The organism is Paraburkholderia sp. FW306-02-B (assembly GCF_058782725.1).
Genome location: NZ_JBYSXZ010000002.1, coordinates 1460556 through 1484610 on the forward strand (window position 1 = coordinate 1460556; position 24055 = coordinate 1484610).

At 63.2% G+C, this 24055-nt stretch carries 22 protein-coding genes and 1 pseudogene; 7 read left to right on the plus strand and 16 right to left on the minus strand.

Annotated features, from left to right (window positions below; all coding sequences use genetic code 11):
• The first annotated feature begins 194 nt into the window (after positions 1 to 194).
• Both AC3WOG_RS27710 and AC3WOG_RS27715 read left to right on the plus strand, forming a co-directional pair.
• Entirely contained in the window at positions 195 to 1556 is a 1362-nt protein-coding gene (locus AC3WOG_RS27710; RefSeq protein WP_492581037.1) for a 2-hydroxycarboxylate transporter family protein, read from the plus strand.
• A gap of 49 nt (positions 1557 to 1605) precedes the next feature.
• On the plus strand, positions 1606 to 2826 hold the full coding sequence (locus AC3WOG_RS27715) for an alginate lyase family protein (protein ID WP_492581038.1): 1221 nt from the start codon (positions 1606 to 1608) through the stop codon (positions 2824 to 2826).
• A 30-nt stretch (positions 2827 to 2856) separates the two neighbouring features.
• On the opposite strand, the gene AC3WOG_RS27720 is transcribed toward AC3WOG_RS27715, so the two are convergent.
• The gene (locus tag AC3WOG_RS27720) at positions 2857 to 4467 is read right to left on the minus strand and encodes a YopJ family acetyltransferase (protein ID WP_492581039.1); all 1611 of its coding nucleotides are present in this window, start codon (positions 4465 to 4467) and stop codon (positions 2857 to 2859) included.
• Between the two features lie 292 nt (positions 4468 to 4759).
• Here AC3WOG_RS27720 and AC3WOG_RS27725 point away from each other — a divergent pair.
• A pseudogene (locus tag AC3WOG_RS27725) lies at positions 4760 to 4951 on the plus strand (ATP-binding protein); the annotation flags it as partial.
• Between the two features lie 90 nt (positions 4952 to 5041).
• On the opposite strand, the gene AC3WOG_RS27730 reads toward AC3WOG_RS27725, so the two are convergent.
• Genes AC3WOG_RS27730 through AC3WOG_RS27740 form a run of 3 tightly spaced genes read right to left on the minus strand, consistent with a single transcriptional unit; the run spans position 5042 to position 10825 of the window.
• Complete coding sequence (locus tag AC3WOG_RS27730) at positions 5042 to 8686, minus strand: hydantoinase B/oxoprolinase family protein (RefSeq protein WP_492581040.1); 3645 nt, start codon at positions 8684 to 8686, stop codon at positions 5042 to 5044.
• A gap of 31 nt (positions 8687 to 8717) precedes the next feature.
• Complete coding sequence (locus AC3WOG_RS27735) at positions 8718 to 10022, minus strand: MFS transporter (protein ID WP_492581041.1); 1305 nt, start codon at positions 10020 to 10022, stop codon at positions 8718 to 8720.
• A gap of 32 nt (positions 10023 to 10054) precedes the next feature.
• A complete protein-coding gene (locus AC3WOG_RS27740; protein ID WP_492581042.1) occupies positions 10055 to 10825 on the minus strand; it encodes a putative hydro-lyase in 771 nt (256 codons plus the stop codon).
• Positions 10826 to 11184: 359 nt separating this feature from the next.
• Between AC3WOG_RS27740 and AC3WOG_RS27745 the strand changes: the two genes are divergently transcribed.
• Positions 11185 to 12117, plus strand: coding sequence for a LysR family transcriptional regulator (locus AC3WOG_RS27745; protein WP_492581043.1), 933 nt, complete (start codon positions 11185 to 11187; stop codon positions 12115 to 12117).
• Between the two features lie 393 nt (positions 12118 to 12510).
• On the opposite strand, the gene AC3WOG_RS27750 is transcribed toward AC3WOG_RS27745, so the two are convergent.
• The 3 genes from AC3WOG_RS27750 to AC3WOG_RS27760 all read right to left on the minus strand — a co-directional run bounded on the left by AC3WOG_RS27750 (position 12511) and on the right by AC3WOG_RS27760 (position 15306).
• Positions 12511 to 13923 carry a S8 family peptidase gene (locus tag AC3WOG_RS27750; RefSeq protein WP_492581044.1) on the minus strand — a complete coding sequence of 471 codons (1413 nt, stop codon included), beginning with the start codon at positions 13921 to 13923 and terminating at the stop codon, positions 12511 to 12513.
• Between the two features lie 51 nt (positions 13924 to 13974).
• Positions 13975 to 14682, minus strand: coding sequence for a TorF family putative porin (locus AC3WOG_RS27755; RefSeq protein ID WP_492581045.1), 708 nt, complete (start codon positions 14680 to 14682; stop codon positions 13975 to 13977).
• 345 nt (positions 14683 to 15027) lie between these two features.
• Positions 15028 to 15306 carry a hypothetical protein gene (locus AC3WOG_RS27760; protein ID WP_492581046.1) on the minus strand — a complete coding sequence of 93 codons (279 nt, stop codon included), beginning with the start codon at positions 15304 to 15306 and terminating at the stop codon, positions 15028 to 15030.
• Between the two features lie 550 nt (positions 15307 to 15856).
• On the opposite strand from AC3WOG_RS27760, the gene AC3WOG_RS27765 reads away from it, so the two are divergent.
• The gene (locus AC3WOG_RS27765) at positions 15857 to 16585 is read left to right on the plus strand and encodes a winged helix-turn-helix domain-containing protein (protein ID WP_492581047.1); all 729 of its coding nucleotides are present in this window, start codon (positions 15857 to 15859) and stop codon (positions 16583 to 16585) included.
• On the opposite strand, the gene AC3WOG_RS27770 is transcribed toward AC3WOG_RS27765, so the two are convergent.
• Positions 16582 to 17409, minus strand: a complete 828-nt coding sequence (locus AC3WOG_RS27770) for a class I SAM-dependent methyltransferase (protein ID WP_492581048.1) — start codon at positions 17407 to 17409, stop codon at positions 16582 to 16584. The genes AC3WOG_RS27765 and AC3WOG_RS27770 overlap by 4 nt on opposite strands.
• 444 nt (positions 17410 to 17853) lie before the next feature.
• A complete protein-coding gene (locus AC3WOG_RS27775; protein WP_492581049.1) occupies positions 17854 to 18348 on the minus strand; it encodes a lytic transglycosylase domain-containing protein in 495 nt (164 codons plus the stop codon).
• Positions 18349 to 18724: 376 nt separating this feature from the next.
• Here AC3WOG_RS27775 and AC3WOG_RS27780 point away from each other — a divergent pair, with 376 nt between their 5' ends.
• Together AC3WOG_RS27780 and AC3WOG_RS27785 are read left to right on the plus strand one after the other, a co-directional pair.
• A complete protein-coding gene (locus AC3WOG_RS27780; RefSeq protein WP_492581050.1) occupies positions 18725 to 19042 on the plus strand; it encodes a hypothetical protein in 318 nt (105 codons plus the stop codon).
• A 596-nt stretch (positions 19043 to 19638) separates the two neighbouring features.
• A complete protein-coding gene (locus AC3WOG_RS27785; RefSeq protein ID WP_492581051.1) occupies positions 19639 to 20391 on the plus strand; it encodes a response regulator transcription factor in 753 nt (250 codons plus the stop codon).
• Positions 20392 to 20454: 63 nt separating this feature from the next.
• On the opposite strand, the gene AC3WOG_RS27790 is transcribed toward AC3WOG_RS27785, so the two are convergent.
• The 7 genes from AC3WOG_RS27790 to sctS all read right to left on the minus strand — a co-directional run bounded on the left by AC3WOG_RS27790 (position 20455) and on the right by sctS (position 24053).
• On the minus strand, positions 20455 to 20679 hold the full coding sequence (locus tag AC3WOG_RS27790) for a hypothetical protein (protein ID WP_492581052.1): 225 nt from the start codon (positions 20677 to 20679) through the stop codon (positions 20455 to 20457).
• Between the two features lie 24 nt (positions 20680 to 20703).
• Complete coding sequence (locus AC3WOG_RS27795) at positions 20704 to 21159, minus strand: CesT family type III secretion system chaperone (RefSeq protein WP_115776278.1); 456 nt, start codon at positions 21157 to 21159, stop codon at positions 20704 to 20706.
• Between the two features lie 137 nt (positions 21160 to 21296).
• On the minus strand, positions 21297 to 21452 hold the full coding sequence (locus AC3WOG_RS27800; RefSeq protein WP_165848098.1) for a hypothetical protein: 156 nt from the start codon (positions 21450 to 21452) through the stop codon (positions 21297 to 21299).
• A gap of 147 nt (positions 21453 to 21599) precedes the next feature.
• Positions 21600 to 21836 (minus strand): hypothetical protein, encoded by a 237-nt coding sequence (locus tag AC3WOG_RS27805; RefSeq protein ID WP_128576472.1) that lies wholly within the window; start codon positions 21834 to 21836, stop codon positions 21600 to 21602.
• Between the two features lie 11 nt (positions 21837 to 21847).
• Positions 21848 to 22855 (minus strand): HrpD5 family protein, encoded by a 1008-nt coding sequence (gene hrpD5 / locus AC3WOG_RS27810; RefSeq protein WP_492581053.1) that lies wholly within the window; start codon positions 22853 to 22855, stop codon positions 21848 to 21850.
• Between the two features lie 44 nt (positions 22856 to 22899).
• Positions 22900 to 23796: a hypothetical protein gene (locus AC3WOG_RS27815; RefSeq protein ID WP_492581054.1), complete on the minus strand. Its 897-nt coding sequence runs from the start codon at positions 23794 to 23796 to the stop codon at positions 22900 to 22902.
• Positions 23793 to 24053, minus strand: coding sequence for a type III secretion system export apparatus subunit SctS (gene sctS, locus AC3WOG_RS27820; protein WP_073431576.1), 261 nt, complete (start codon positions 24051 to 24053; stop codon positions 23793 to 23795). Before sctS ends, AC3WOG_RS27815 begins: the two co-directional genes overlap by 4 nt.
• Positions 24054 to 24055: the final 2 nt, after the last annotated feature.

Sequence of the window (24055 nt, forward strand, 5' to 3'; positions counted from 1 at the left end):
CCCCGCGATGACTCATTTGCAATACGGGTCGCATGACACGCGGTGATATCCAGGTGAGCTTCGCATCTATCGACGATTTGTCGCATGAGCGCTGAAGCCACCGGCAGAATCCCTTGATCCGATCACAGGCCGGCGCGCATTGGGAAGCTTCGCTGCCATGCAGCCTCCGGCCTCCAACCACGAGCAGACACTTCGTGCAAACCACCTCACACACCTCACCGCCCGCACCCCCGCCGGCGCAACAACCCGCAGTCAAGCCCCGCTTCTGGCCCGAGGGCTGGTGGAAGCTGATGGAATACCGGATCGGCATCATTCCGTTGCCCGTCTACGTGATCCTGCTCGCGCTGATCGCCGGCTTCGCGATCACCGGCAAGGTGCCCGGTGAGATTTCGATGGCCATTGCAGTATTGGCCTTCTTCGGCTTCACTTGCGCGGAACTCGGCAAGCGTCTGCCGATCGTGCGCAATATCGGCGCCGCCGCGATCTTCGCGACCTTCATCCCGTCCGCGCTGAGCTACTACCACCTGTTGCCCAGGCCGATCCTCACGCTCACGACAGATTTCACGAAATCGACCAATTTCCTGTATCTGTTCATTGCGTCGATCATCGTGGGCAGCATTCTGAGCATGGACCGGCGCGTGCTGATCCAGGGTTTCATCAAGATCTTCGTCCCGCTCGCGCTGGGCTCGGTCGCGGCTGGCATCGTCGGGACGCTGGTCGGCACGGCGCTCGGGCTCGGCGCGCATCATACGTTCTTTTATGTCGTGGTGCCGATCATGGCGGGCGGCATCGGCGAAGGGGCGATCCCGTTGTCGGTCGGCTACTCGGAGATTCTTCATTTGCCGCAGGGTGAGTTGTTCGCCCAGGTCCTGCCGCCGGTGATGCTAGGCAGTCTCACTGCGATCGTCTTCTCGGGCTTGCTCGACAGGGTTGGAAAGCGTTTTCCGCATCTGACTGGCGAAGGACGTCTGCAGATCGGCGAGGAAGACGAAATGGACCCGGTGCAGGAGGAAATACGCGGACATGTTGACGTCTCCCACATCGCGGCGGCGGGCATCACCGCGATCACGCTGTACCTGCTCGGCTTGATGTGCCGTAACCTGTTCGGGCTGCCCGCACCGGTCGCCATGCTGTTTCTCGCGGTGCTGGTCAAGCTCGCGCGCGCGGTGTCGCCGCCATTGCAGGAGGGCGCCTTCGTCGTCTACAAGTTCTTCTCGACGGCGGTCACCTATCCGCTGCTGTTCGCGATCGGCGTGGCGATGACACCGTGGGACAAACTGATGGCTGCGTTCACCCTCGCCAACGTCGTGACCATCGTGGCGACGGTGGCTACCCTGATGGGAACCGGCTTCCTGGTTGGTCGTCAGTTGAAGATGTACCCAATCGATACGGCGATCGTGAACGCGTGTCACAGCGGCCAGGGCGGGACGGGCGACGTCGCCATCCTGACGGCGGCCAACCGTATGCAACTGATGCCGTTTGCACAGATTGCCACGCGAATAGGTGGCGCAATTATCGTCACCCTGACGTTGATCGTGCTCGCACGCATCGGATGATGAATCGCCATTGGTGGCTTTCAGAAAAGCGTCTCCCCTCTTTGGAGCTATGTTGGAATCTTCGAACTTTATTCGGCGGCGATCGGCCTGCGTCGCGCGCTTCAGCTGCGGCATTCTCGCAGCGTTCTTCTTCGCCGGCATCAACCCGGAAGCGCTGGCAAACGATGCTCATCCCTTCGTGCATCCGGGCTTGCTTCACAGCCAGAAGGACTTCGACCGGATGCGCGTCAAGGTCGTGCACGGCGATCAGCCCTGGCTCACCGGCTGGCAGAAACTCGTCGCCAACCGACACGCGTCGCTGAACTGGACGCCCAATCCGCAGGCGATCGTGTATCGGGGTGCGAACGGTCACCATGCAGAGAACTATGCCGCGCTCTTCAACGATGCCGCAGCCGCCTACGCGCTCGCCTTGCGATGGAAGATTTCCGGCGACGACGCGTACGCCGCAAAGGCGGTTGAGATTCTGAATGCCTGGTCATCGACCCTGACTGCAATCGAAGGCACCTCGGACAAGTTCCTGGCCTCGGGAATTTACGGCTACCAGCTCGCGAACGCCGCCGAGATCCTGCGCAACTTTCCCGACTGGCGCCCGGCCGACTTCGACCGCTTCAAGACCACGATGCTGACGGTCTTCTATCCGATGAACCACGACTTCCTCGTTCGCCACAACGGCGCGAAAATCGACCACTACTGGGCGAACTGGGACCTCGCGAACATGGACTCGATGCTTGCGATCGGCGTGCTCACGGATCGCCGCGACATCTACGACGAGGCCACCGGGTATTTCAGGCACGGCGCCGGCAACGGTGCCATCGGCCATGTCGTGTGGAAAATCTACGATGGCGGAATCGGGCAGGTGCAGGAGAGCGGACGAGACCAGGGCCACACGATGCTCGATATCGCGCTGCTCGGCACGTTCTGCCAGATGGCGTGGAATCAGGGAGACGACCTGTTCAGCTATGACCACAATCGCTTTCTGCTCGGCGCTGAGTACGCAGCCCGGTACAACCTCGGTCACGACGTGCCCTACACCGCATACACCAACAGCGACGTCACGCAGACGACCATTTCCGACAAATCTCGCGGCGATGTGCGGCCGGTCTGGGAGCTGCTGTACAACCACTACGTTGTGCTCAAGGGCGTGAGCGCACTGGATGTGGAAGCTTTCGCAAAGAAGGTGCGCGTGGAAGGCGGCGGGGGTGACTACGGCCCCAACAGCGGCGGCTTTGACCAGCTTGGGTACGGAACGCTAACCTTCACCTTGAAGTAGGCCAGTTCGAGGGCAACCGGGACCTTGCGCCTATAGCGAATCCGGATGTGGTCCCCAGTCCCGGTCGTCCAGTCGTAGATTCGCCGGGCCTGGGGGATCGTTACTGACGTCGCCCATGCTGGCCAGCAGCCTCGAGCACTCACCTTCCGGCGCATGCCTTAAGTATTCGATGGCGCGATCCAGGTAAGTAAGCCGCTTCTGCTCAATGGAGGTGCTGAACGTCAAATTCCTGACCTGTACTTCCAGGTCCGGGAGATTGTCCTGCATGAAGCGCGAGTGCACAGGTTTGTCATACCGCGTCTTTCGGTGATCGTCGAATCGATCCGCCAGCGATTGATCTTTCTTGTTGACGCCGGCGTTAGCAACCGCCGGCGGATTGGCCTTCAGCCAGTTGCTCAACGTGGTTCGGGACTGCGAGTGCTTGACGAATGCCGGCGGCAGTATGCCCTTGCCATCCAACACCCGAACCTTACGCGTACTCGCAAGCACCTCCGCATCCTGTCCGAGCGCTGTCCTGATTGGCTGGCGGGACAGGTTTTGCCGGTGCAGCGAGTCGATCAGGGATGCGTTGTCAGCCAGCTTGGCTGCCGCCGATAGCGCAAAGACGCGACAGTCGTTCGTGGATTTTTGCGTGTCGACCGTTAGCACCGACAGAGTAACGTCCGATTTCAACGCTTTTTTCAATAGGGGCAGCGTCCGCTTTTCGTATTTCTCGCGGGTCGAGTCCTTCAGGTCGGCGTTGTCTTTAAGGCTCAGTGGTTCGATCACGATGACCGAAGTCTTTCCTCCAATACGGCGGATGTCTGCCGTCACATAGTGGGCGTCGTTGCCTGGCATTGGGAACATGACGCGGGCTCGGGCAGGGCGCGTCGCCTTGAGCCAACTGGCGAAATCCTCTTTGGGAGACAGCAGCGTCAGGTTCAGCGCTGGGGACCGGGCGTTTTCCGCAGCGACGATTGCGGGCAGGATCGCTGCGTCATATTTGTCATCGGTTGGGCCGGGCGACCAGTTGCCTAGGAGGAGCGCCTGGAAGTGCGCTTTCACCTGGTCCAGTTGGGCGATGGCCGAATGCCTGGCGGAAGCGGCGGATGAATCGGCGTTCTGTTGCGGGGCGTGGGCAATTAAACCCGCGCCAAAGCCCACGTCGCGCAATGGGACATGCAAGGCTTCGATGCCGGCGGAGGTTGCGCCGCCCGCATCGGACTCGCGGCGGAAACGCAACTCGACCCTGGCGTCAAGGTCCAGGCTTTCCTGGAGCCGGGTAACGCCTACGCCGGGGACAGCCGCAAGTCTCGGCCTGGGTGCCGGTGCCTGTGACGGTGCCGAAGCGTTCCCGTCGTTGGCCGGGGTAACCACAGGGCGAACGCACGCAGATACGCGCCGCTTCAAACCACTGAAGACCGATCCGGCCTTACGCAACTGTTTCTGGCCGGCTTGCGCCTTTCGCGGTTTCGTTTGCGCGGCAGCCGTCGGCGACGGTAAATTGGATATGGCGTTTGACGGAATACGGTTCGGCATGCTGCCCCCGGAATGCTTGGTCGCAGCGCCATTACAGCGGATGTCCGACATTGCGGGAAGATTCTGTAGCGCAGTTATCGCTCGAGAAGCGAAGTGCACCTCGGTTGAGGTCGAAACGATCATCGGACCGCGCATTCGGCGACGCCCGATTGCCGCCGCGCCAGGTGCAGGGCGCCCTCAGGGCGCCGTGGCCGGCGCACACTCGCAATGATTGCGTCAGAAGCCGTGCCGAGGATTGCCCGGGTTAGTATCCTGTCGAAGACCGTCGTCAATCTCCTGGTAAGCGACTCTCCAGGGCCGTGCCCAACGTTACGCGCGCGAAAGGCACGATCATGATGATGGTCTGGAGGTTACGGGTAGATCGGGCGACCATCTGGTGCTCGACGAAGAGCGTGTCATCGCACTGTTTCGCTTCGTGCAGGAAGCGCTGACGAACGTCGCGCGCTACGCCGGCGCGAACGAGGTCACGATTTCGCTCGAGCAGGTCTGGCCGCACCGGAGACTGGAAATACGCAACGACAGGCGCGGGTTCGATCCGTCGGCGCCGCGCGCCAAATCGTTTGGGCTTGTCGGCATGAGAGAGCACGCGCTGGTTCTGGGCGGCGAGATCCCGGGGCATAGCGCGCCCGGCAGCGGCACGTCGATCGCGGCGCGCATACCCGCGGATGACGAGGCACACCGCCAGGCCGGCGTTAACTCATACCTCGGACGCGACTCCATATCCACCGCCACCCGGCGTCTGAATCACGAAGACATCGCCGGCATTCATCTGCACCTGATGACGCGCGCCGAAGGTTTCCCGCGCGGACGAACCGGCTCGTTCGACCCAGTTGACGCCGACCTTGCCCGGCGAGCCGCCCGCCATCCCGAACGGCGCAACCCGCCGGCGATTCGAGAGAATGACGGCTGTCATCGGCTCGAGGAAACGGACGCGTCGCTCGGTGCCGTCGCCGCCTTGCCATCGACCGCCCCCGCCGCTGCCTTGGCGCACCCGGAAGTCATCAAGGCGAACCGGGAAACGCCACTCGAGCACTTCCGGGTCGGTGAGCCGCGAATTCGTCATATGTGTCTGCACCGCGCTGCAGCCTGCGGACGACGCACTCGCTCCGGCGCCCCCGCAGATGGTCTCGTAGTACTGGTATCGCTCGTTGCCGAACGTGAAGTTGTTCATCGTGCCCTGAGCGCCCGCCATGACGCCGAGCGCGCCGTAGAGCGCATCGGTCACGACCTGCGAAGTCTCTACATTGCCGGCGACGACGGCGGCCGGATAGCGCGGGTTGAGCATCGAGCCCGCGGGAATACGGATATCCAGGGGCTTCAGGCAACCGGCATTCAGCGGAATGTCATCGTCGACGAGCGTGCGGAACACATACAGCACGGCCGCCTTGCAGATCGCGGACGGCGCGTTGTAATTATTCGGCTGCTGCTTGCTCGTGCCTTCGAAATCGATGACGGCCGAACGCGCCTCGCGGTCGATCGACACGGCGACGACGATCTTCGCGCCGTCGTCGAGTTCGTATTCGAAGCGTCCGTCCCTGAGCACCGACAGCGTTCGCCGTACGACTTCCTCGGCGTTGTCCTGCACGTGCTGCATGTACGCCTGCACCACGTCGAGGCCGAACTGCTTGCACATACGGTCGAGCTCCTGCGCGCCCTTCGTGCACGCCGCGACCTGCGCGCGCAGGTCGGCCATATTCTGTTCGACGTTGCGGACCGGATAACGGCCCGAGGTGAGCAACTCGCGCATTTCGCCTTCGAGAAAGCGGCCTTGCGCGACCAGTTGTACGTTATCGAGCAGCACGCCTTCCTGATCGACGTGCGTCGAGTCGGGCGGCATCGAACCCGGCGAAATGCCGCCGATGTCCGCATGATGGCCGCGCGCCGCGACATAGAACGTCGGCGCCGCGTGCTCCTCGACGAAAACCGGCATCACCACCGTCACGTCCGGCAGATGCGTGCCGCCGCCATACGGCGCGTTGAGCACGTAGACATCGCCGGGCTGCATGGTGCCCGCGCGCCGTTCGATGATGGTCTGCACGCTCTCGCCCATCGAGCCGAGATGGACCGGCATGTGCGGCGCGTTGGCGATCAGGTTGCCGTCCGCGTCGAAAAGCGCGCACGAGAAGTCGAGACGTTCCTTGATGTTGACCGAGTACGACGTGTTCGCCAGCGTCACGCCCATCTGCTCGGCAATCGACATGAACAGGTTGTTGAATACTTCGAGCAACACGGGATCGGCATCGGTGCCGATCGCATGACGGTTCACGAGCGCGCTCGTCCGATCGACCACGAGGTGGTTGTGCCTGCTGACCTGAACCTGCCAGCCCGGTTCGATTACGGTCGTCCCGGTCTTTTCGCTGACGATGGCTGGTCCGTCGATACGCGCGCCGGGCGCCAGCGAGTCGCGATCGAACACGGGCGTGTCGTGCCATTCGCCGCCTGAAAACACGCGTGTCATGGCGAGCGGTTCGGGATCCGCGCAAGCGCCCTCGGCGAGCGGCCAGTGTTCGTCCTCGACCTCGTGCGCCTGGCCGATCGCCTCCACGGCGACGGCTTCGATCACGAGTGCCTTGTTCGGCATCAGAAACCCGTAACGGGCGCGGTAGAGTCGTTCGAACGTCTCGACAATTGCCGGCGCGTCGCGGCTGAATTCGATCTCCAGTGCAGTGTCGGTGCCGTCGTACTTGACGTGGAGCGTGCGGCGCAGCGTGATGCGGTCCCTTGCGATGTGCTGCTCGGCGACTTCGCTTTCCGCCGCCGCGCCCAGCGACGCGAACGCTTCCTCGCAAGCGGCGAGCGATGCCGCGTCGAGGCGCGTTTCGACTGCCAGTTGGCGCAGTGCGCGCACGTCGGCGAGACCCATGCCGTAGGCCGACAACACGCCTGCGAGCGGATGGATGAACACCCGCGTCATGCCGAGCGCATCCGCGACGAGGCACGCATGCTGACCGCCTGCGCCGCCGAAGCAGGCGAGCGTGTACTTCGTCACGTCGTAGCCGCGCTGCACCGAGATCCGCTTGATCGCATTCGCCATGTTCTCGACGGCGATCTTCAGAAAGCCCTCGGCAATTTCGGCCGGTGAGCGCACGATGCCCGTCGCATCCTCAACCTGCGCCGCAACCTCCACAAACTTGCGCTGTACGACGACGGCATCCAGCGGCAGGTTGCCTTCAGGTCCGAACACGTGAGGAAACCACTGCGCGCTGATCTTGCCGGTCATCACGTTGCAATCGGTGACGGTCAGTGGGCCGCCGCGCCGATACGACGCCGGACCGGGATTCGCTCCGGCGCTCTCGGGGCCCACGCGCAAGCGCGCGCCGTCAAAACTGCAGATCGAGCCGCCGCCTGCCGCGACGGTATGGATTTTCATCATCGGCGCGCGGATGCGAACGCCCGCCACTTCCGTGGCGAACTCGCGTTCGTACTCGCCCGCGTAGTGCGTCACATCGGTCGACGTGCCGCCCATGTCGAAGCCGATGATCGATTCGAAGCCCGCGAGCTTCGACACCTGCGCCGCACCCACGATGCCGCCGGCGGGGCCGGACAGGATCGCGTCCTTGCCCTGGAAGCGGTGCGCGTCGGTGAGACCGCCGTTGCTCTGCATGAACTGCAGCGGCACGGCGCCCAGATCGCTTTCCACTTGCTGAACATAGTGGCGCAGAATCGGCGACAGATACGCATCCACGACGGTCGTGTCGCCACGCGAGATCAGCTTCATCAGCGGGCTGACCTCGTGGCTCACGGAGATTTGCGTATAGCCGATGTCCTGCGCGATTTGCTTGAGCTTGCGTTCATGTTCGGCGTACCGATACCCATGCATCAGCACGATCGCGCAGGAGCGGATGCCGCTGTCGTAGGCTTGCCGCAACGCTGCGAAAGCCTGCTCGGTATCCAGCTCGCGCACCACTTCGCCGCGTGCGCCGATCCGCTCGTCGATTTCCACCACTCGCTCATACAACAGCGTCGGCAACTCGATGTTGCGCACGAACAGCTTCGGACGGCTTTGATAGGCGATCCGCAGCGCGTCGGCAAAACCCCTGGTGATCGCGAGCACGGTAGGCGCGCCGTTGCGTTCGAGCAGTGCGTTGGTGGCGACTGTCGTGCCCATCCGTACGCTGTCGATCAGATGCGCCGGCACGGGCTCGTGCGCCGCCACACCCAGCAATTCGCGGATGCCTTGCACCGCCGAATCGCGATATCGCTCGGGATTCTCGGAAAGCACCTTGTGCGTGACGATCTGTCCGTCGGGGCGGCGGGCGACGATGTCGGTGAACGTGCCTCCGCGGTCGATCCAGAATTGCCAGCGGCGATCATGCGGTGCAGGGGTGTCGGCTTGATGCATCAGAAGAAACCTCCGGTAAATAGTGTTGTGCTCACGACCTGAGTTGCGCGCCGCGCGTCTCGGGCAATGTCAGCGCCGCCAGAATCACGACGCCGTAGGCGGCCGCGGCGAAGGTGCCGATCGCGACGCCAAGCGCCATTTTTTGCGCGACGAAGCCGATCAGGAACGGGAAGGTCGCACCGACCGCGCGGCCGAAGTTGTAGCAAAAGCCCTGGCCTGAACCTCGAATCCGCGTCGGGAAGAGTTCGGTCATGAACGCGCCCATCCCGGCGAAGATGCCCGATGCGAAGAAGCCAAGCGGGAAGCCGAGCACGAGCAGCAGCGCGTTGCTCATCGGTACGCGGGTGTACACGAGGGCGATCGCCATCGAAGCAATCGAGAACGCGATGAAATTGAGCTTGCGGCCAAAGCGGTCGCTGAGAAAAGCGCCGCACAGGTAACCCGCATACGAGCCCGCGATGATGACCGCGAGATAGCCCCCCGTGCCGACTACGCTAAGATGCTGTTCGGTCTTGAGGTAAGTAGGCAGCCAGGTGGTGATCGCGTAGTAGCCGCCTTGCGTGCCAGTGGCGAGGATCGCGGTGCGAAGCGTCGTCAGCCAGACGTCGGGGCCGAAGATTTCGAAGAACGAACTGCGGTTGCCCGCTTCCGCTTCGCGCTGCTTCTGCTGCAGATGAACTTCGGGTTCCTCGACGAAACGGCGGATGAAGATCACGAACGGCGCGGGCAAGACACCGAGCGCGAACAGCGCGCGCCACGCGATGTCGCCGGGCAGAAGCGAGAACACCAGCGTATAGAGTCCCGCCGACGACGCCCAGCCGATGGCCCAGCCCGCCTGCACCATGCCCACCGCCTTGCCGCGGTCGCGCGGCCGGATCACTTCGCCGATCAGCACGGCGCCCGCCGTCCATTCGCCGCCGAAGCCAAAGCCCATCAAACCGCGCGCAATCAGAAGCTGGCTGTAGTTCTGCGCGAACGCACACGCCAGCGTGAAAAAGGCGAACCAGATGATGGTGATCTGCAGCGTCTTGACCCGGCCGATGCGGTCGGAAAGAATGCCGGCGACCCAGCCGCCGAGCGCGGAGGTCAGCAGCGTGACCGTGCCGATCAAGCCGGCTTCGCCCTTGCTGAGACTCCACGTCGCGATCAGCGTCGGAATCACGAAACTCAGGAACTGCGTATCCATCGCATCGAGTGCATAGCCGATCTTGCAGCTCCAGAATGCCCGCCGTTCGCTGGCATTGGTATGCCGGTACCAGCCGAACATGCCGCGGCTCGCGGCGTCGGCTGTTCCGTCGTCGACGGGCGTGCTTGCGTATTGCGCTTCCGTGTTCATGTGTTTCTCCTGAGATGCGGCCAATCCGTGCGTCAGAACACCGCGAGCGATGCGTTGGGGATGTCGGTGACCAGCATGTGGCCAGGACGATGCGCGATCGCGAACGGCATCCGCGCGCTTTCAATGGCGCTTTGAGGCGTCACGCCGCAGGCCCAGAAGACCGGAAGCTCATGTTCATGGATCGATACCGGATCGCCGAAATCCGGGCTCGACAGATCTTGGATGCCGAGTACCGCCGGATCGCCGATGTGCACCGGCGCGCCGTGCACCGACGGAAACCGGCTCGTGATCTGCACGGCGCGAATCGCGTGCGCGCCGCTCATCGGCCGCATGGAGACGACGAGCCGGCCGCCGAACCGGCCCGCTGCCTGATTCGCAACGTTGGTGCGGTACATCGGCACGTTGACGCCTTCGTCGACGTGGCGCAGCGGAATGCGTTCACGCGCGAGCATCTGCTCGAACGAGAACGAACAGCCGATCGCGAACACGACGAGATCGTCGCGCCATACTTCGCGGATGTCGGCGGGCTGCTCGCACAGCACGCCGTCGCGATAGACGTTGTAGCCGGGGACGTCGGTGCGGATATCGAGGTCGCGGCCGAGCATCGGCAGATCGAATTGCCCCGGTTCGCCCACGGCGAGCAGCGGGCAGGCTTTCGGATTGCGCAGGCAGAAGCGCATGAAATCCTCGGCGTAGTCGCGCGGAAGAATGGCGAGATTGGCCTGTGCGAAGTCGCCGCAATAACCGGCCGTCGGCCTGGAAAATTCCTTGCTGCGGATTTGCTGGCGAAAGGTGTGCGGCATGACTGCGGTTCCATTCGTGAGTGCGATGGAGTGGAGATTAGGATCGCCAAAATAGCAGCGCCAGCGAGTAATTCGTGCCGCTGGCGTTCAGGTTTTCCTAACGGTTTCGTGCGGGTTTTTACGTAGCTGGTGCTCGGGCAGGCGTCGAGCCAAGCGCTTGGCTGTCTCCATGAAAATCTTTACAGGCGGGCTTTCATGGCTGGGGTGGCAAGGGCGCTTTCATGCATGGCGAATACATGGCGTTGTTTCGGAATAGCGTCAAGAAAAGTGTTCCGTTCCGTATAAATGGCGTTTTTTGTTAAGGCATACTGCGAACAGGAAACGATGAAAGAATCCGCCCCAATCTTCAGACATCGCCCATGAACACGCGCTTTCTCGAAACCTTTGTGACGCTTGCCCAGCTCGAAAGCTTTCGGGCGACGGCCCGCGTGCTGCATGCAACGCCGGCCACGATTTCGCTGCGCATCCGTTCATTGGAGGACGAACTCAAAACGGAACTCGTCGACCGTTCGACGACGGGCTTCCGACTGACGCCATCGGGCCAGAATCTGCTCGGGCCCGCGAAAAACGTGGTCAATGCCGCGCGCGCGTTGCGGGAGGCGGCGGGCCAGGAAGTCGTGGTTGGCGGCAAGCTGCGATTGGGCGTCATCGAGACGGTCGTGCATAGCTGGCTCGCGCACTACGTCACCCAGTTGAACGCGAGTTTTCCGCGGCTCGAGGTGGACCTGACCGTCGATTCGAGTTCGGTGCTGCAACGGCGTCTGCTGAGCGGCGATCTCGACCTCGTGATACGGGTCGAGGGCATCGACAGCACGAAGATCGTCTCCAGCGCTATCGCCAGTTATCCGGTTCGGTGGATCGCGAAACGGGGCTTGTTGTCCAAACGCGCCGAAGGGCTCGCGCTGCGTGTGCTGGAGCGTCCGGTTCTGACATTCGGGCGCGGCACGGCGCCTCAAGTCGCGCTCGAAAGCATCGTGCATGGGCTGGCGCAGCAGCTCGGCATGCCGGCCGGGCAAACGCGCATCACCTGTTCGCCCTCGGTGGCCGCGATCGTTCAACTGGTTCGCGACGGCTATGGCGTCGCCGCCATTCCCGGCCTGTTCGTCGCGGAGGCCTTGCAAAGCGGCGAATTCATCGAGTTGCCGCTCAAACCCGTGCCCCCGCCGATCATCGTGTCGATTTGCAAGCCGGTGAACGCGAGCCCGATGATTCACGCGGCCGCGAATGCGGCGCAGCTTGCGTGCTCGGCGTATTGCCAGACGCGGCGCAAGGATCTGGTCGAGGCGCTTTGACTGAGAGAGCGTGGCAGATTCATTTTGTGCAGTGAAAAAAGCGGTTCGTCTCCCGCCAATCCGGTTCGCTATTGGCGCGGCTCGGATGGGCTCTCAGTACGAGGATGGTTTTTTTCAACCGTGAGCGGGATTCGGAATGTTGTTGCCGCGTTCATTCAACCTGGCCGCAGGCGTTGCCTGCGCACTGCTGCTCGCATCCGCGAATGCGTTTTCGCAACCTTGTACAACGGCTGACGACCGCGCGAGCTTGCTGCAAGTCAGCACCCACGACGACGATGTGCGCGCCGAACGTCGCAGGGAAGAACAGCTGCGCTCAGAACCTTTGCGTTCGGATCGCTTGCGTGAAGAGCGCCTGCGCGAGGAGTAGTCATCGCTGCATTGCGGCGGTCCCGTTCAACGGGCCGCCTCGACGCAGGGGTGATGAAGCGCCTCTACCGCGCGGCAGGCATTGATGACCCGAACATGCTGCCGGCTCGGACCACTCGTCTGGTCGAGCAACGCTTCGATCGAATGCGCGTCGAGGCTTGGCTGCAACCCGAGCAGCAACGCAATGGTGCCCGTCACGTTCGCTGCCGCGAACGACGAGCCCGACACGAAGTCGTAATGTCCGCCCGGCGTGAGCGTCAGGATGTCACGGCCCGGCGCATACAGCACGTTCGAGCCGGCATCGGCTGGCGAGCTGCCCGCCACGCGTGCCGAATCGACGGCAATCACGCCCGTCACGCCGACCGGAAACGCTTTCAGGTCGCCGTCCGGCAGCACCGCGCCGACCACGATCACGCCTTTTTTCACCGACAGTTCGATCAGTTGACTCAGCAGCGGGTCCGCCGGCCCGCCCAGACTCAGATTGATGATCTGTGCGTGCGCCTCGAGCGCCGACTGGATCGCTTCGGCGAGCGTGAACGAATTGCACCGCGAAGGCCCGCTGCGATTGTCCGCTTGCCAGCAGGCCTTGACCGCGATCACTTTTGCGTGCGGCGCGACGCCTTCGATGCCGGCGCTGCCATCCGGGCCGCCGGCGCGATCCGCCGCGATGACGCCCGCGACCGCGGTGCCGTGCAGGTCGCGATTGAATTGCCGCCAGTCCTCGTCGACGAAATTGCGGGTCGCGACAATGCGGCCGTGCAGATCGGGGTGGGTGGTGTCGACGCCGGTGTCGATCACCGCGACGCGCACCGAATCGCCTCGCGCGACCTTTTGCGCCGCGCCCGCGCCCATTTCGCGAAAGCCTTGCTGCAAGTCGGTGTAGTCGTTGTTGCCGCGTGGCGCTTCGCCGAGCAGATCGAAGGTCTGCAACGGTTGCGCGAGGCTGACGCGCGAATCGGCCAAGAGTCGTGCGATGACCTGGTCGCGCGGCCTGTCGTCGATGATCTCGAGCATCGCGCAATGCACCTTCAGCGACGGAATCGGCCACGACGACACCTCTCTCAGGCCATATTGCGCGGCGAGCGCGGCGACCTGCGCGCGGGCGCTGCCGCCCGGCGAATAGCCGCCGGCCGCGCCGTAGCCGCCCGCCGTCGTGCCCGCGCGCAACATCAGCGTTTCCGGCGGATTCTTGACCGCCAGCACGATCATCCGCTCGGGGCGCGCTTTCATCTGCTGGGTGGCAACGGCCGGGTCGGGCGTCGCGGGCACGAGCGCGCACGCGGATATCGCGAAAGCGGCGCACAGGGACAGCCAGCAAAGGCACGTGCGCCGCACCATGGCGGCCCACGTGCCGCGCACGCCGCCGTTCACTGTCGAACCCGCGCCGAACGGAAGATGCGGGACATAGCGGTCCTTGGGCGTCATGGCAACTCGATTCATGATGTAAATAGCCGTAGGTGCGCGTTGCCGGGTAAAAAGTTACGCCACCGCTCAGAAATGCCAGATGACATCGGCGATCCAGCGATTGCTCGCGCCCGGCCCAAGCTTCGCCTTGGCTTCATTGTTCGTCGCAATGTACGACACGTCGAATTGCCACGCGCGAAACTGATAACTCAGTCCGACGTTGCCGTAGACGTACCCGAGGCCGAGCACCGTGTGCAGATCGTAGTAGCCGATGCCGGCCGTCGCGGTCCAGCCGTGCACGAGCGGCAGGCGGCCCACCAGGTCATACGAGACAGCGCGCGAACTCGGCGTCGGCCCAAAGCCGGTGTCCGGCGACAGCGCGACCGAGGCGAACACAGAGTCGCGCCAGCCGGCGGTTAGCACCAGTTCGTCGTAGTTGAGGCGCGAGGACTGCGATCCCTGGAGGAACTGGTAGTGCGAGAGCATGGCCTGGGCGCTCCAGTCGCCGGCCAATCGCCAACCGTATCCGCCGTTGGCGACAACTTCCGCGCCGTTGGTCGGGCTGCGGGCGGACCGGAGTGACGCCGCGGACGCGCTCGCAAAGAAGCCGTTGCCCGGATACCAGTTGGCCCCCGCACTGACCGACGGCTGCCCGTTGCCGATGTCCATGCCGCGGGTGACCTTGTTGGTGGTGATGCCCGCCTCGAACTGCCAATCGTCGCTTGTGGCTGTGGCGGGCGCGGATAAAACTGCGAGCGTGACGAGCGCAGTGCAGCATCGAAGCAGGCCGGGCAAGCAGGCTGCCCCGCGGCAATGCGGGGACAAAGGACGCTGCAACTCCATATTATTCGTTCACGTTCCGGTAGATCGGGGACTGTGACCGTGGTCAAGCCATCTGAACGACCCGGCGCGGCGCCGCGCCGCGCCGCTGCCAGGGTCGTGCCAATCCTAACCGATAAACGTGACCGGACAAATTTCGAGCAAGTGACACCAGGCGATCGTCTCGACGACTATGACGATCCGCCGTCGGTAACGCTGCCTGACTAAACGCTTGCGATATGCGAATTCGCGCGTAGCCGCTCAGACGCCGCCGTCGGCATCGCCGGCAGGCTCCGCAAAGTGGACATGCGGTGCCGTACATCACGCCGACAACTGCGCGGTAACGCCAACATGGCCGGCAGTTCGCGCAAGCGAATGGACGCCGTTCTCTCCAGGGCCGCCGACTATCTGCAAATGCAGCGGTGCGAGCAGCGTCTGCAACTGACCCACCGGCATCACCGCATCGGCGACGAGCCGGATCGTTGCCCGCGTGACGGCGGCGTTGGGTTCGGACAACGTGCGGTAGTTCGGCGGCGCTCCAGCGTCGCCATGCCGGATGCCGAGCATCGCGAGTCCGCCCGCTTCCAGCAGCGCGATCACCGCGAGCCCGGCGGACAGCGCGGCCTTGTCTCCCTCAGAGGCGTTTGAGCAACGCGGCGTCGTCCGCGTCGACGGTGCGCACGGCAACGGGGGACGCTGGTCGAGGCGATCGGGTTAGGTGACATGAGGTCGTGCTCGCAATCTGCCGGAGTGAAATTGGAAATATGACGGTAAGTGACGTCGAGCGCGAGCAAAGTTGCAAACGACCGAAGAAATTTGTCGGCAAGCCACGATGCGCGATACGAGCGCCGCAACCATGCCGACGCGGGCAATAGAAGCCGGGTCAGGATGCGCGGATTCTCGTGTCAGCGCATCCTGAACGTTCTGTAAGGGCGTGCCGACGCGTGCGCCGCAATGCGCCGTGGCTGCGAGGGTTCAGCGATATGCGGCATGCCTGCCACGCGACGGGGCGCGTGGGCAAGACGCCGGACCGCCGGCGCGGCAGCGCATCCGGTTTAGCTCCCGGTGGCACTTACCGGAACCGGGACCGAGAACGATCCAACCCGCCCGTATGAACGATTCATTGACATCAGGCCGACCAGGAGAAGACATGCGATTCGCCCTAGTGACCGAGGACCCCATATTGACCCGCGATCTGGCCGGCTGTCTTGCCGGTGATTCGATTGCCGTCGAATCGTTTGACGGCGGGTTGCCGCTCGTGCGTGCAATGCGCGCCTCCACGTACGACCTCGTGCTGATCGACGCGAAGAACGGATCATTGCTGCTCGATTCGTTGCTGTCGTGGCGCCATTGCAACGCGGCTGCGTGCACGCCCGCGATCGTTCTCACGCCGTTTCCGGACTGGACCGCCATGCTCGGGTGGATCAACGCGGGCGCCACGGACGTGGCGTATCGCTTCGATCTGGAGCAGGTGCGTCTGCGCGCGCATGTTGTGCTTCAGCGTGAAAATCATCGGGCGGGTGCGGACACCGTCACGCTGGGCGGCTATGTGTTGAGAAGAGATCTCGGCGTGCTGACCCTCGACGGCGTCGAGATACCGCTCACGCCGCGCGAATTCACGATGGCGTGGCTGTTCTTCTCGAACCCGGGCAAGTTCGTGACCCGCGCGCAGATCGCCGGCGGCGTGTGGGGCTCATGCGAGGACGTGGCCGCGCGCTCCATCGAGCAACACATCTACAAGCTGCGCAAGAAGCTGCGTTTGTCGCCCGGAAACGGCCTGAATCTGAAGACCGTTTATGCGCTCGGCTACAAGCTGGATTGCGTTGCGTCGATTTGCGAAGCAGGCAACGCGCTGGCGCGCGTTGAGCAATTCGCCTAGACCACTGCCTCGAGTTCCAGGGCCTTCTCGCGATCCAGCGCTTCGCCGTCGCGACGGAAAAACACCCACGAAGACGCAGGGATTCCAGTAAACGACTCGAGCGCGGCCGCTTTCACTTTCAGTTGCTGCATATCGATGACCGGCGCACGCTTGAAGCAGATGAGAATGTTGTTGTCCTCGCACGGCAACCGCAGAACCGCATCGAATAGCTCGGACAGCCATTGCAGGTTCTGCCGCGTCACCGCCGCCAGGTCCGGGCCGAAGATGTTTATCGTCATCATGCCGTCCGTCGCGAGGCTGTCGAAACAGGCCCGGTAGAATGCGCTACCTTGCCCCACCGGCCCATCGTGTTCGCTTAGATAAAGGTCCACCTGCAAGATGTCGATCGATGCCCGGTGCTCTTGCGCGCTGACATAGTCCATCGCGTCCGCTTCGATGAGACCGAGGCGCTCGCCCTCGGGCGGCATGCAGAACATCTCGCGGCACGCGTCGATGACCGCGGGGTTAATGTCGACGACTTCGACGCGCGCGAGCGGAAAGCGGGCGTGACAGAAGCGGGCCAACGCTCCGGCGCCCAGTCCCAGTTGCGCGATGAGGCGCGGCTTTTCATAGAAGCGCTCAGCGAAGAGCATCCACGACATCATTTTTTGCGCATACTCCATCCAGAGAAATGTTGGATGATCGAGCACCATACACCCGAACGTCGAGTCCCACTCGTCGCCGTTGTGCATGTACAGCAGCCCGTCCCGCTTCGAAAAGGTGAGTGGCGGGAAGCGTCGTTCGTGACCGGCGTCAACATCTTGCAGGTTGTCGTGTTTGAGCATGTCGTTCGCGATAGAAATGTCAGGGGCGCGCTGCTTGGGTCTTCATCATAAGCAGCGCGATCGGGCGCGCTGACATGGCGCCGAAACGAGGGGGCTTTGGGCGAACGTTTTCTACATCGGTTGCGCTGCCACGAGCTGGGAGGGGGGCGCCATCAGCGTTCCTCATTGTTTCCTCATTGACTCTCGCACGCCGAACCGAAGAACGGCTGTGCGTCATGCGGGCAGGCGAGGCCTGCATGCTTCAGCCCGCGCTTGCCCGAGCATGCGGAAACCGTCTTGGCAGCCGAAAAATTATTGCAATCGTTTTCTGTGAAGGTGCAGCGTTATTTTCTGTTCCAGTTATCGGGAAATTTATGACTTATTGATGAATCACGCTGCTAACCTCGGGCGCACCCGGCAAAAGACGCGGTTAATCGCCCGGCGGCGCCGGCCGGTTCGGGGAAATCATTTTTGAGCGACATGCTCCGGCTGCCGCAGTTGATGCCAGCCCGCGAGGATCGCGGCGATGTGGCGCGCGTACAGGTCCCGCTCGGCGGGTGTCTCCGAATGGTAGGCCCCAATCGCGGCCCAGGTGTTGCCGTATTTGTCCATCTTGCCGCGCAAATGCCAGGCCGCGATATACACGTTCTTGCACGGCTGCATCAGCGCATCGCGATCGATGTGGTAGCGCGCCAGGTCGCGCAGGTGAATGGAGTTGATCTGCATGACGCCGTAGTCGAGCGAGCCGTTTGCGTTCAGATGCGTCGCGTTGGGCCGGTTATGCGACTCCTGCCATGCGATCGCCCGCAGCACCATCGGATTGACGCGCTGGTACGCCCCTGCGTCGTCGAAGCAGTCGGCCCATGCGGGCTGCGCGGCGAGCGCGAGCGCAATATCGACGGCGATGGCGATCAGCGCGCGGCGCGTAAGCGGCGGACGATGACGGATGGCGTGGCGCATGACGGTCTCCTCGAATGCGTACCGGTGCGTACCGGTGAACGGCGCGATTGTGGTCGCCCTCCATATGGATTTCGAAGCGACGGCGCGAAAACATGAGGTCGTGCGCGAACCATGTTGCGCGATGCGTGCGTGTCCGGCGTATGTCCCAGTATTTGCGCCGCCATGAAGGACGTTGGCGGGGAGCGAGGATGAAGGTCGCGTGTGGCGTTCATTCGCGCAAGGGTTCAGCTTTTCGCAAGGCGCTTGCGACGCGGTGCCTTGCGAATCGTCCAATACGGCATCGAGCGCCTCCGCCGAACCGTCGCCGTCAGCGTGCGGCCACGCGGTGGGGCCGTACTACGCCGCTTAAACAGACGACGCTCCATTGCGAGGGCTTATGACGATCAACCGTCTTTCGCGTTTCTTCCCCGCAACCCGTTCCAGCGCGGACACGGCCACCCCGCCGACGGCAGGCGTCAGTCCGAGGCCGGTTGCGCGCAGCCTGACCGCGCCTGGTGCTCTGCTGTTGCCGCGGCGTCCGGCAAGCGCCGCGGCGCCGGGCGGCAAGACATCCATGCCGCCGCGCGCCGCGAATCCGCAAGCACGTGCGGCGGCAGAGCCAGGCCGGCACAACATCGATTGGCTCACGCGGCGCCATTTGCTTGCGGACAATGGGGTCTCCAGGACGGACTCGATTGGCAATCCGGAACAGTAAGTGTGTGTGCGCATCAACAGCGGAATCCATCATTGCGCAGCCGGCATTGCGGATTCGCTGTTCGCGTGGCGCAAGGTAACGGTCATAAACGCTACAAGATGCTTTCAGTCGCTATACAGGCCGTGACTTTTTTCGCATGACGCCGCGCAAGCTGGTTCACGACTGTATCGCGTTGAATGGCGCGCAATTCACGAAAGTTGTCGGAAGATGCTTTGCCTCGCGAATTGGATTCTGGCTCTTCGCATGAAAATATCCACGCAATACGCATCCACCGCGTGCTCCCGATGCACTAACGGAGAGAGAGAGACCTCGCCCGATACGATCAATGCTGATGGCGCAATGCAATGGGTCTTGAATTACGCCGCTACAGCCATTGACTAAAACCACGACGACCTGACGGGCGAGGGGATAAAAAGTTGTGCTTTGGGGAAACGCCGCCGTCTCCGCTGGAGGGGTGACGGCAGGAATCGAGAAGCGTGGATGCCTTTTTTTGGATGCGAACCGCGGTGAACAATAACCTGCTATTTGCCATTGCAACCGACGACCGGCTGCTTCGACGGACTGTTTCCGAAGCCTTTGCCGGAGACGGAGCCGTCATGGAGCCGTTCCCGAGTGAACTCGATTTGCTGCGCGCAATGCGTGCGAACCGTTATGACCTGGTGCTGATCGACGCCAGGACCGATCCGACGCCAACCAGTGCGTTGCTGTCGTGGCGCGACTGCAACGCCGACGTGTGCACGCCGGTGATCGTACTGACGCACCAGTCGAGCTGGTCGGGACTGTTGCGCTGGATCGACGCGGGGGCGACCGACGTCGTGAATCGCTTCGACATCGAGCAGATCCGCTTTCGCGTCCATCTGGCGTTGCAGCGGCGTTTTTCCGATACGGTCACGCATCAGATCCAGATCGGCCGCTACGTGCTTCAGCGGGATCTCGGTCTCGCGACGATCGACGGCGTCGGGATTTCGCTGACAGCGCGCGAGTTCTCGATCGCCTGGATGTTCTTTTCGAACCCCGGAAAATTTCTTAGCCGCGCGCAAATCGCTGCCAGCGTTTGGGGTGCGACGGAGCAGATCGCCGCGCGCACGCTGGAGCAGCACATCTACAAGCTGCGCAAGAAACTGCAGCTATCGCGCACCGCCGAGCTGAATCTCAAGACCGTGTATGCGCTCGGCTACAAGCTCGATGTCGCTCAGGCGGCGCAGTCCTGCTTCGACGCCGACGCACGAGCGGGGTTCGATACGCTGCCGGTGCGTTTGGGGCAGGGCGCTACGCGGCGCGGTGGCGACGGTACGTTGTTCGATCGCGCTTGCGATTCATCGGCGCAGTTCGTCGTGACGGTGGCGTAGCAGCCCGGCGCTGGCGGGCCGTCGCGTCACGACGCATGACGCGAACGGCCCGCGCTCACGCGCTCAGGCGGCGTCCTCGTCCTCCTCGCGTGCCTCAGCACGGCGTTCCTGCTGATCCTGGAAGATCTGCATCATCACCTGTGTGCCGAAGGCCTGGATCGCCGCATCCAGGTCGGCCGGGCTGCCTCCCTGGTTGTCTTTGTTGTCCTTGTTCTTCGTGTCCTTATCGTCCGTCTTGTGGGTCGAAGGACTGCTGGTCGTGCTGTGACTATGGCTGACTTGCGTCATTTCATTCTCCATTGAAAAGAAGGTTCATGCGCGGATCCATACGTAGTCGCCACGGGCGAGGTTTTCGAACATGTCGTCGCGAGCGACGAAGATGTTGTCCCGCCAATAGCGGCCGTGCTCGACATAGTGCTCGATCAGCTCGAGCATCCATTGCCCCGTGATTTCCTCGCTCAAGGCCACGCGCGCGATCAGGACGATCGCGCCGGTATCCGCCTCCAGGCCGAGCTGCGCCTGGTCCTGCGCATAGACGGCGAGATTCGCCTCCAGCAACAGGCGAAACACGCGCAACGTGCGCCCCGCCGTGACGATGCCGAACTGGAACGTCATGTACAGCGCGTCGGGGTCTTCCTCGAAATGGTCGATCGCCGCGTCGAAGCCGTCGATCTCCAGCACACCGCGCTCCAGCACGGCATCCGGCGCAGGCATGTCGCGCAGTTCGCAAATCTCGCGGATCAGTTCATCACGTCTTTCGATACTCATCGCTATCGCCGAATCGCTTCACGAACACAGGTCTGTAGGTGGATGGCCCACGCGGCAGAGCAAAAAAAAACCGGTTGGGAACCGCGGACGGTTCCCAACCGGCGCACCATGCGCGGCCGGATGGCGCGCCGGAGCGCTTAGCCTACGATGTCCTTCGCGGCCTTCGGGCCCATCGTCGCAAGCTTCGCGGTCGTGTTGGCCTTGTTGATTTCGTTTTCTTCAGCCATTGCCTTGTAGATGTCGGCGATGGAGCTGCCAGTTGCGCCTGCGTCGGTCGGGATCTTGCTCGACATGTTGAATCTCCTAAAAGAATTGAACAGTGGTACTGCGCTAATGTGTCCCGCTTCATGCGGAACGCTGGGAAAATGTGCGGCCCTTGCGGATTGCGCACGGTTTGCCTGCATCGCGGCACACCTCATGTGTGTGTCGCGGTGCAAGTGTTACTGCTCGATTGCGCCGCGGCACAACTGCGCCGCGGCGCGAAATCCATCGACAACCACACGTCCTGCCTGAGCTTCCGTGCTTGCCGCCTCCGTTGAATGCGAGGCGACGGTGTTGGCTATCGCGTCGAGTGCGTCTGCCACTTCCCGCACTTCACCGTGACGATGGGTCTGCGCCACTGCCTGCGGCAAGTCGTCGAGCACGTCGATCAGTTTGTCGGTCATCGCTTCGTACATGCTGGTCATCCTCAATGAAGGGTGGTGTTGCTGGGCAGCTCGGCCACGAAGTTCTTCGTGCCGTCGCTCGATTCCACGTATTTCACGTCGTCCGCCGACAAGGCCGAATCGATGTCGCCGGCTACTTTCAGGTCGTCGGTGCTCGTCACGTCCACGTCGATGCGCGCGACGAGCGACTGCATATCGCTGCGAAACCGTTCGACCACTTCGCGCACTTCGCCGGGATGGTGCGCGCTGCCGGTTACCTCGAGGCGGCCCGCACCGGCATAACTCACGTGCAGGTTGGCTTCATGCAGCGATTCCGCGAGCGACCCGGCGATCTCGTCACCGGACCGGACGCTCCAGTTCAGGCGATTGCCTGCCAGTGCCTGAAGCGCGGCGCGCGTTCTGCGGGCCTCGGCGGCGTTCGCTGCGATGCCCGTGACGAGAAACCCGTCCCCCTGCCGCGCGACCGCCAGATCCGGCTGATGCAGCTGCGCCAGCGCCTGTTGCACATCGGCGAGCGTGGCGCGCGCTTGCGGCCGGTCGGCGGCCAGCGTCGTCTTGCCGGCCGGCAACACCACCGCGGCTGCGCCCATCGAACCGATCAGCAAGGCGGCGACGCCGGCATGCACCCATGGCGAACGGCGCGAACGCATAACGATCGGTGTGGAGGGCGGGCCGGCCGGAAACACGCCGTCGCTCGTTTCGCCGTCGTATTTGCGCCCTTCGGGTTGCGCCGCCAGCATCGACTCCATCAGTTGCAAATCGGACGGCCAGCGCGTGTCGGCAGGGCCCGCGCACAGCACGACTTCACCGAAACGTCGCGGCATGAAGTCGTCCATCGCGATGCCGGCTTCGCCGGGCACAGCGATTGTCAAGTTGTCTTGCGCATCGATTGCCAACTGCATAGTGCACTCGCTCCAGTCGTTGATCAGGATGTCCGCATCAGGTTTGGTGCCGATCGACATCGTTGTTGTACTCAACTCTATTTGAGCGCCGGCATGGAAACCGGTCAGTATGCGAATTTCTTTGGACATGAACGAAACCTCTTCGATTGTGATTGACGGGATGGCGCCCGCCGTCACCATCCGCGTCCGCGGCGGATCAGGGCAGCAAGCGCGGACATGCCCATTGCGCGGCCCGCGCGGGTGCGGCTGCGCCCGAGGTTGAGCAGCGCGATGGGCAACAGCAGATTCATCGATTCCTCCGCGGCGGAGAGCGGGCGTTGAGCGGCCCCGCGCACTCCGCTTTGTATGTTGCTTTGCGGGTTGTTTTGCATATCGCGTCCGGCGCGCGTGGATGCCGACACGAGCCGGTCGCGTATCTGGGCGAGCGTGGTGCGCGAGGTGCGCTCGCCATCCGGCATCTGCAGGAATTCGCGGACGATCGCAAGGACGGCATACGTCGGGCTGGCACGCGCGGGCGCTTTGCCCCCAACGGACGGTTCCTGCTTGCGCGCCGCGATTTGCACGCCAATCAGCGCGGCCTCGGTCTGATCGCCAGGCGAGCGTGCTGGTCCTTGACTGACCGCGCGCGAGTGCTTCAACAGCGCCGTCTCGTCGCGCGCCGTGCGCTGCGCAAAACGCATCGGCAGCGCGCGCGCAGGCAGATCGTGCGTGTCGTCGGAACCCGCCCGTTTACCGTTCGGCTCCGCGCCGGCGGAATGCTCGTCCTGATCGAAGCCATGCTGACTGCCGCGCGGCTCGCGCGCATCGACCCGCATCACGTCGGTTTGGCTGCGTCGCAGATGCTGGTCGAGCATCATCAGCAGTTCCTCGCTCTCGGCCGCGGGGTCGTTCGCGTCCGGACTCTCGGCGCTGCGGCGTTTCCTCAGCGACGGGCGCTTGGCACGCGTCAGCGCATGCCCGTGACGGTGATGCGGCACGGCCAGCGCCGCCTGCTGCTGGGCGACAGTATCGGCATCCGAAGAAAGATCGGCGGGCGGCGTGTAGCCGCCGCCTATGCGTGGAATGCTCATGTGAACATCACCTGCACGAGGTTGCGCGCGAAGTTCTGGATCGCGGCCGCGCCCCATGGCGCGGCGATCACGATGACGACCGTGACGACCACCAGTTTCACGCTCTGCGAAATGCTGGAATCCTGCAGTGACGTGACGGCTTGCAGGAACGCGATGAGCAGGCCGGTCACGGCCGCCACTGCCACCGGCGGCAACGACACGAGCAGGCACAGGGTGAGCGCCTGTGTGGTGAAATGAGTGATCGCGTCGTATTCCACGG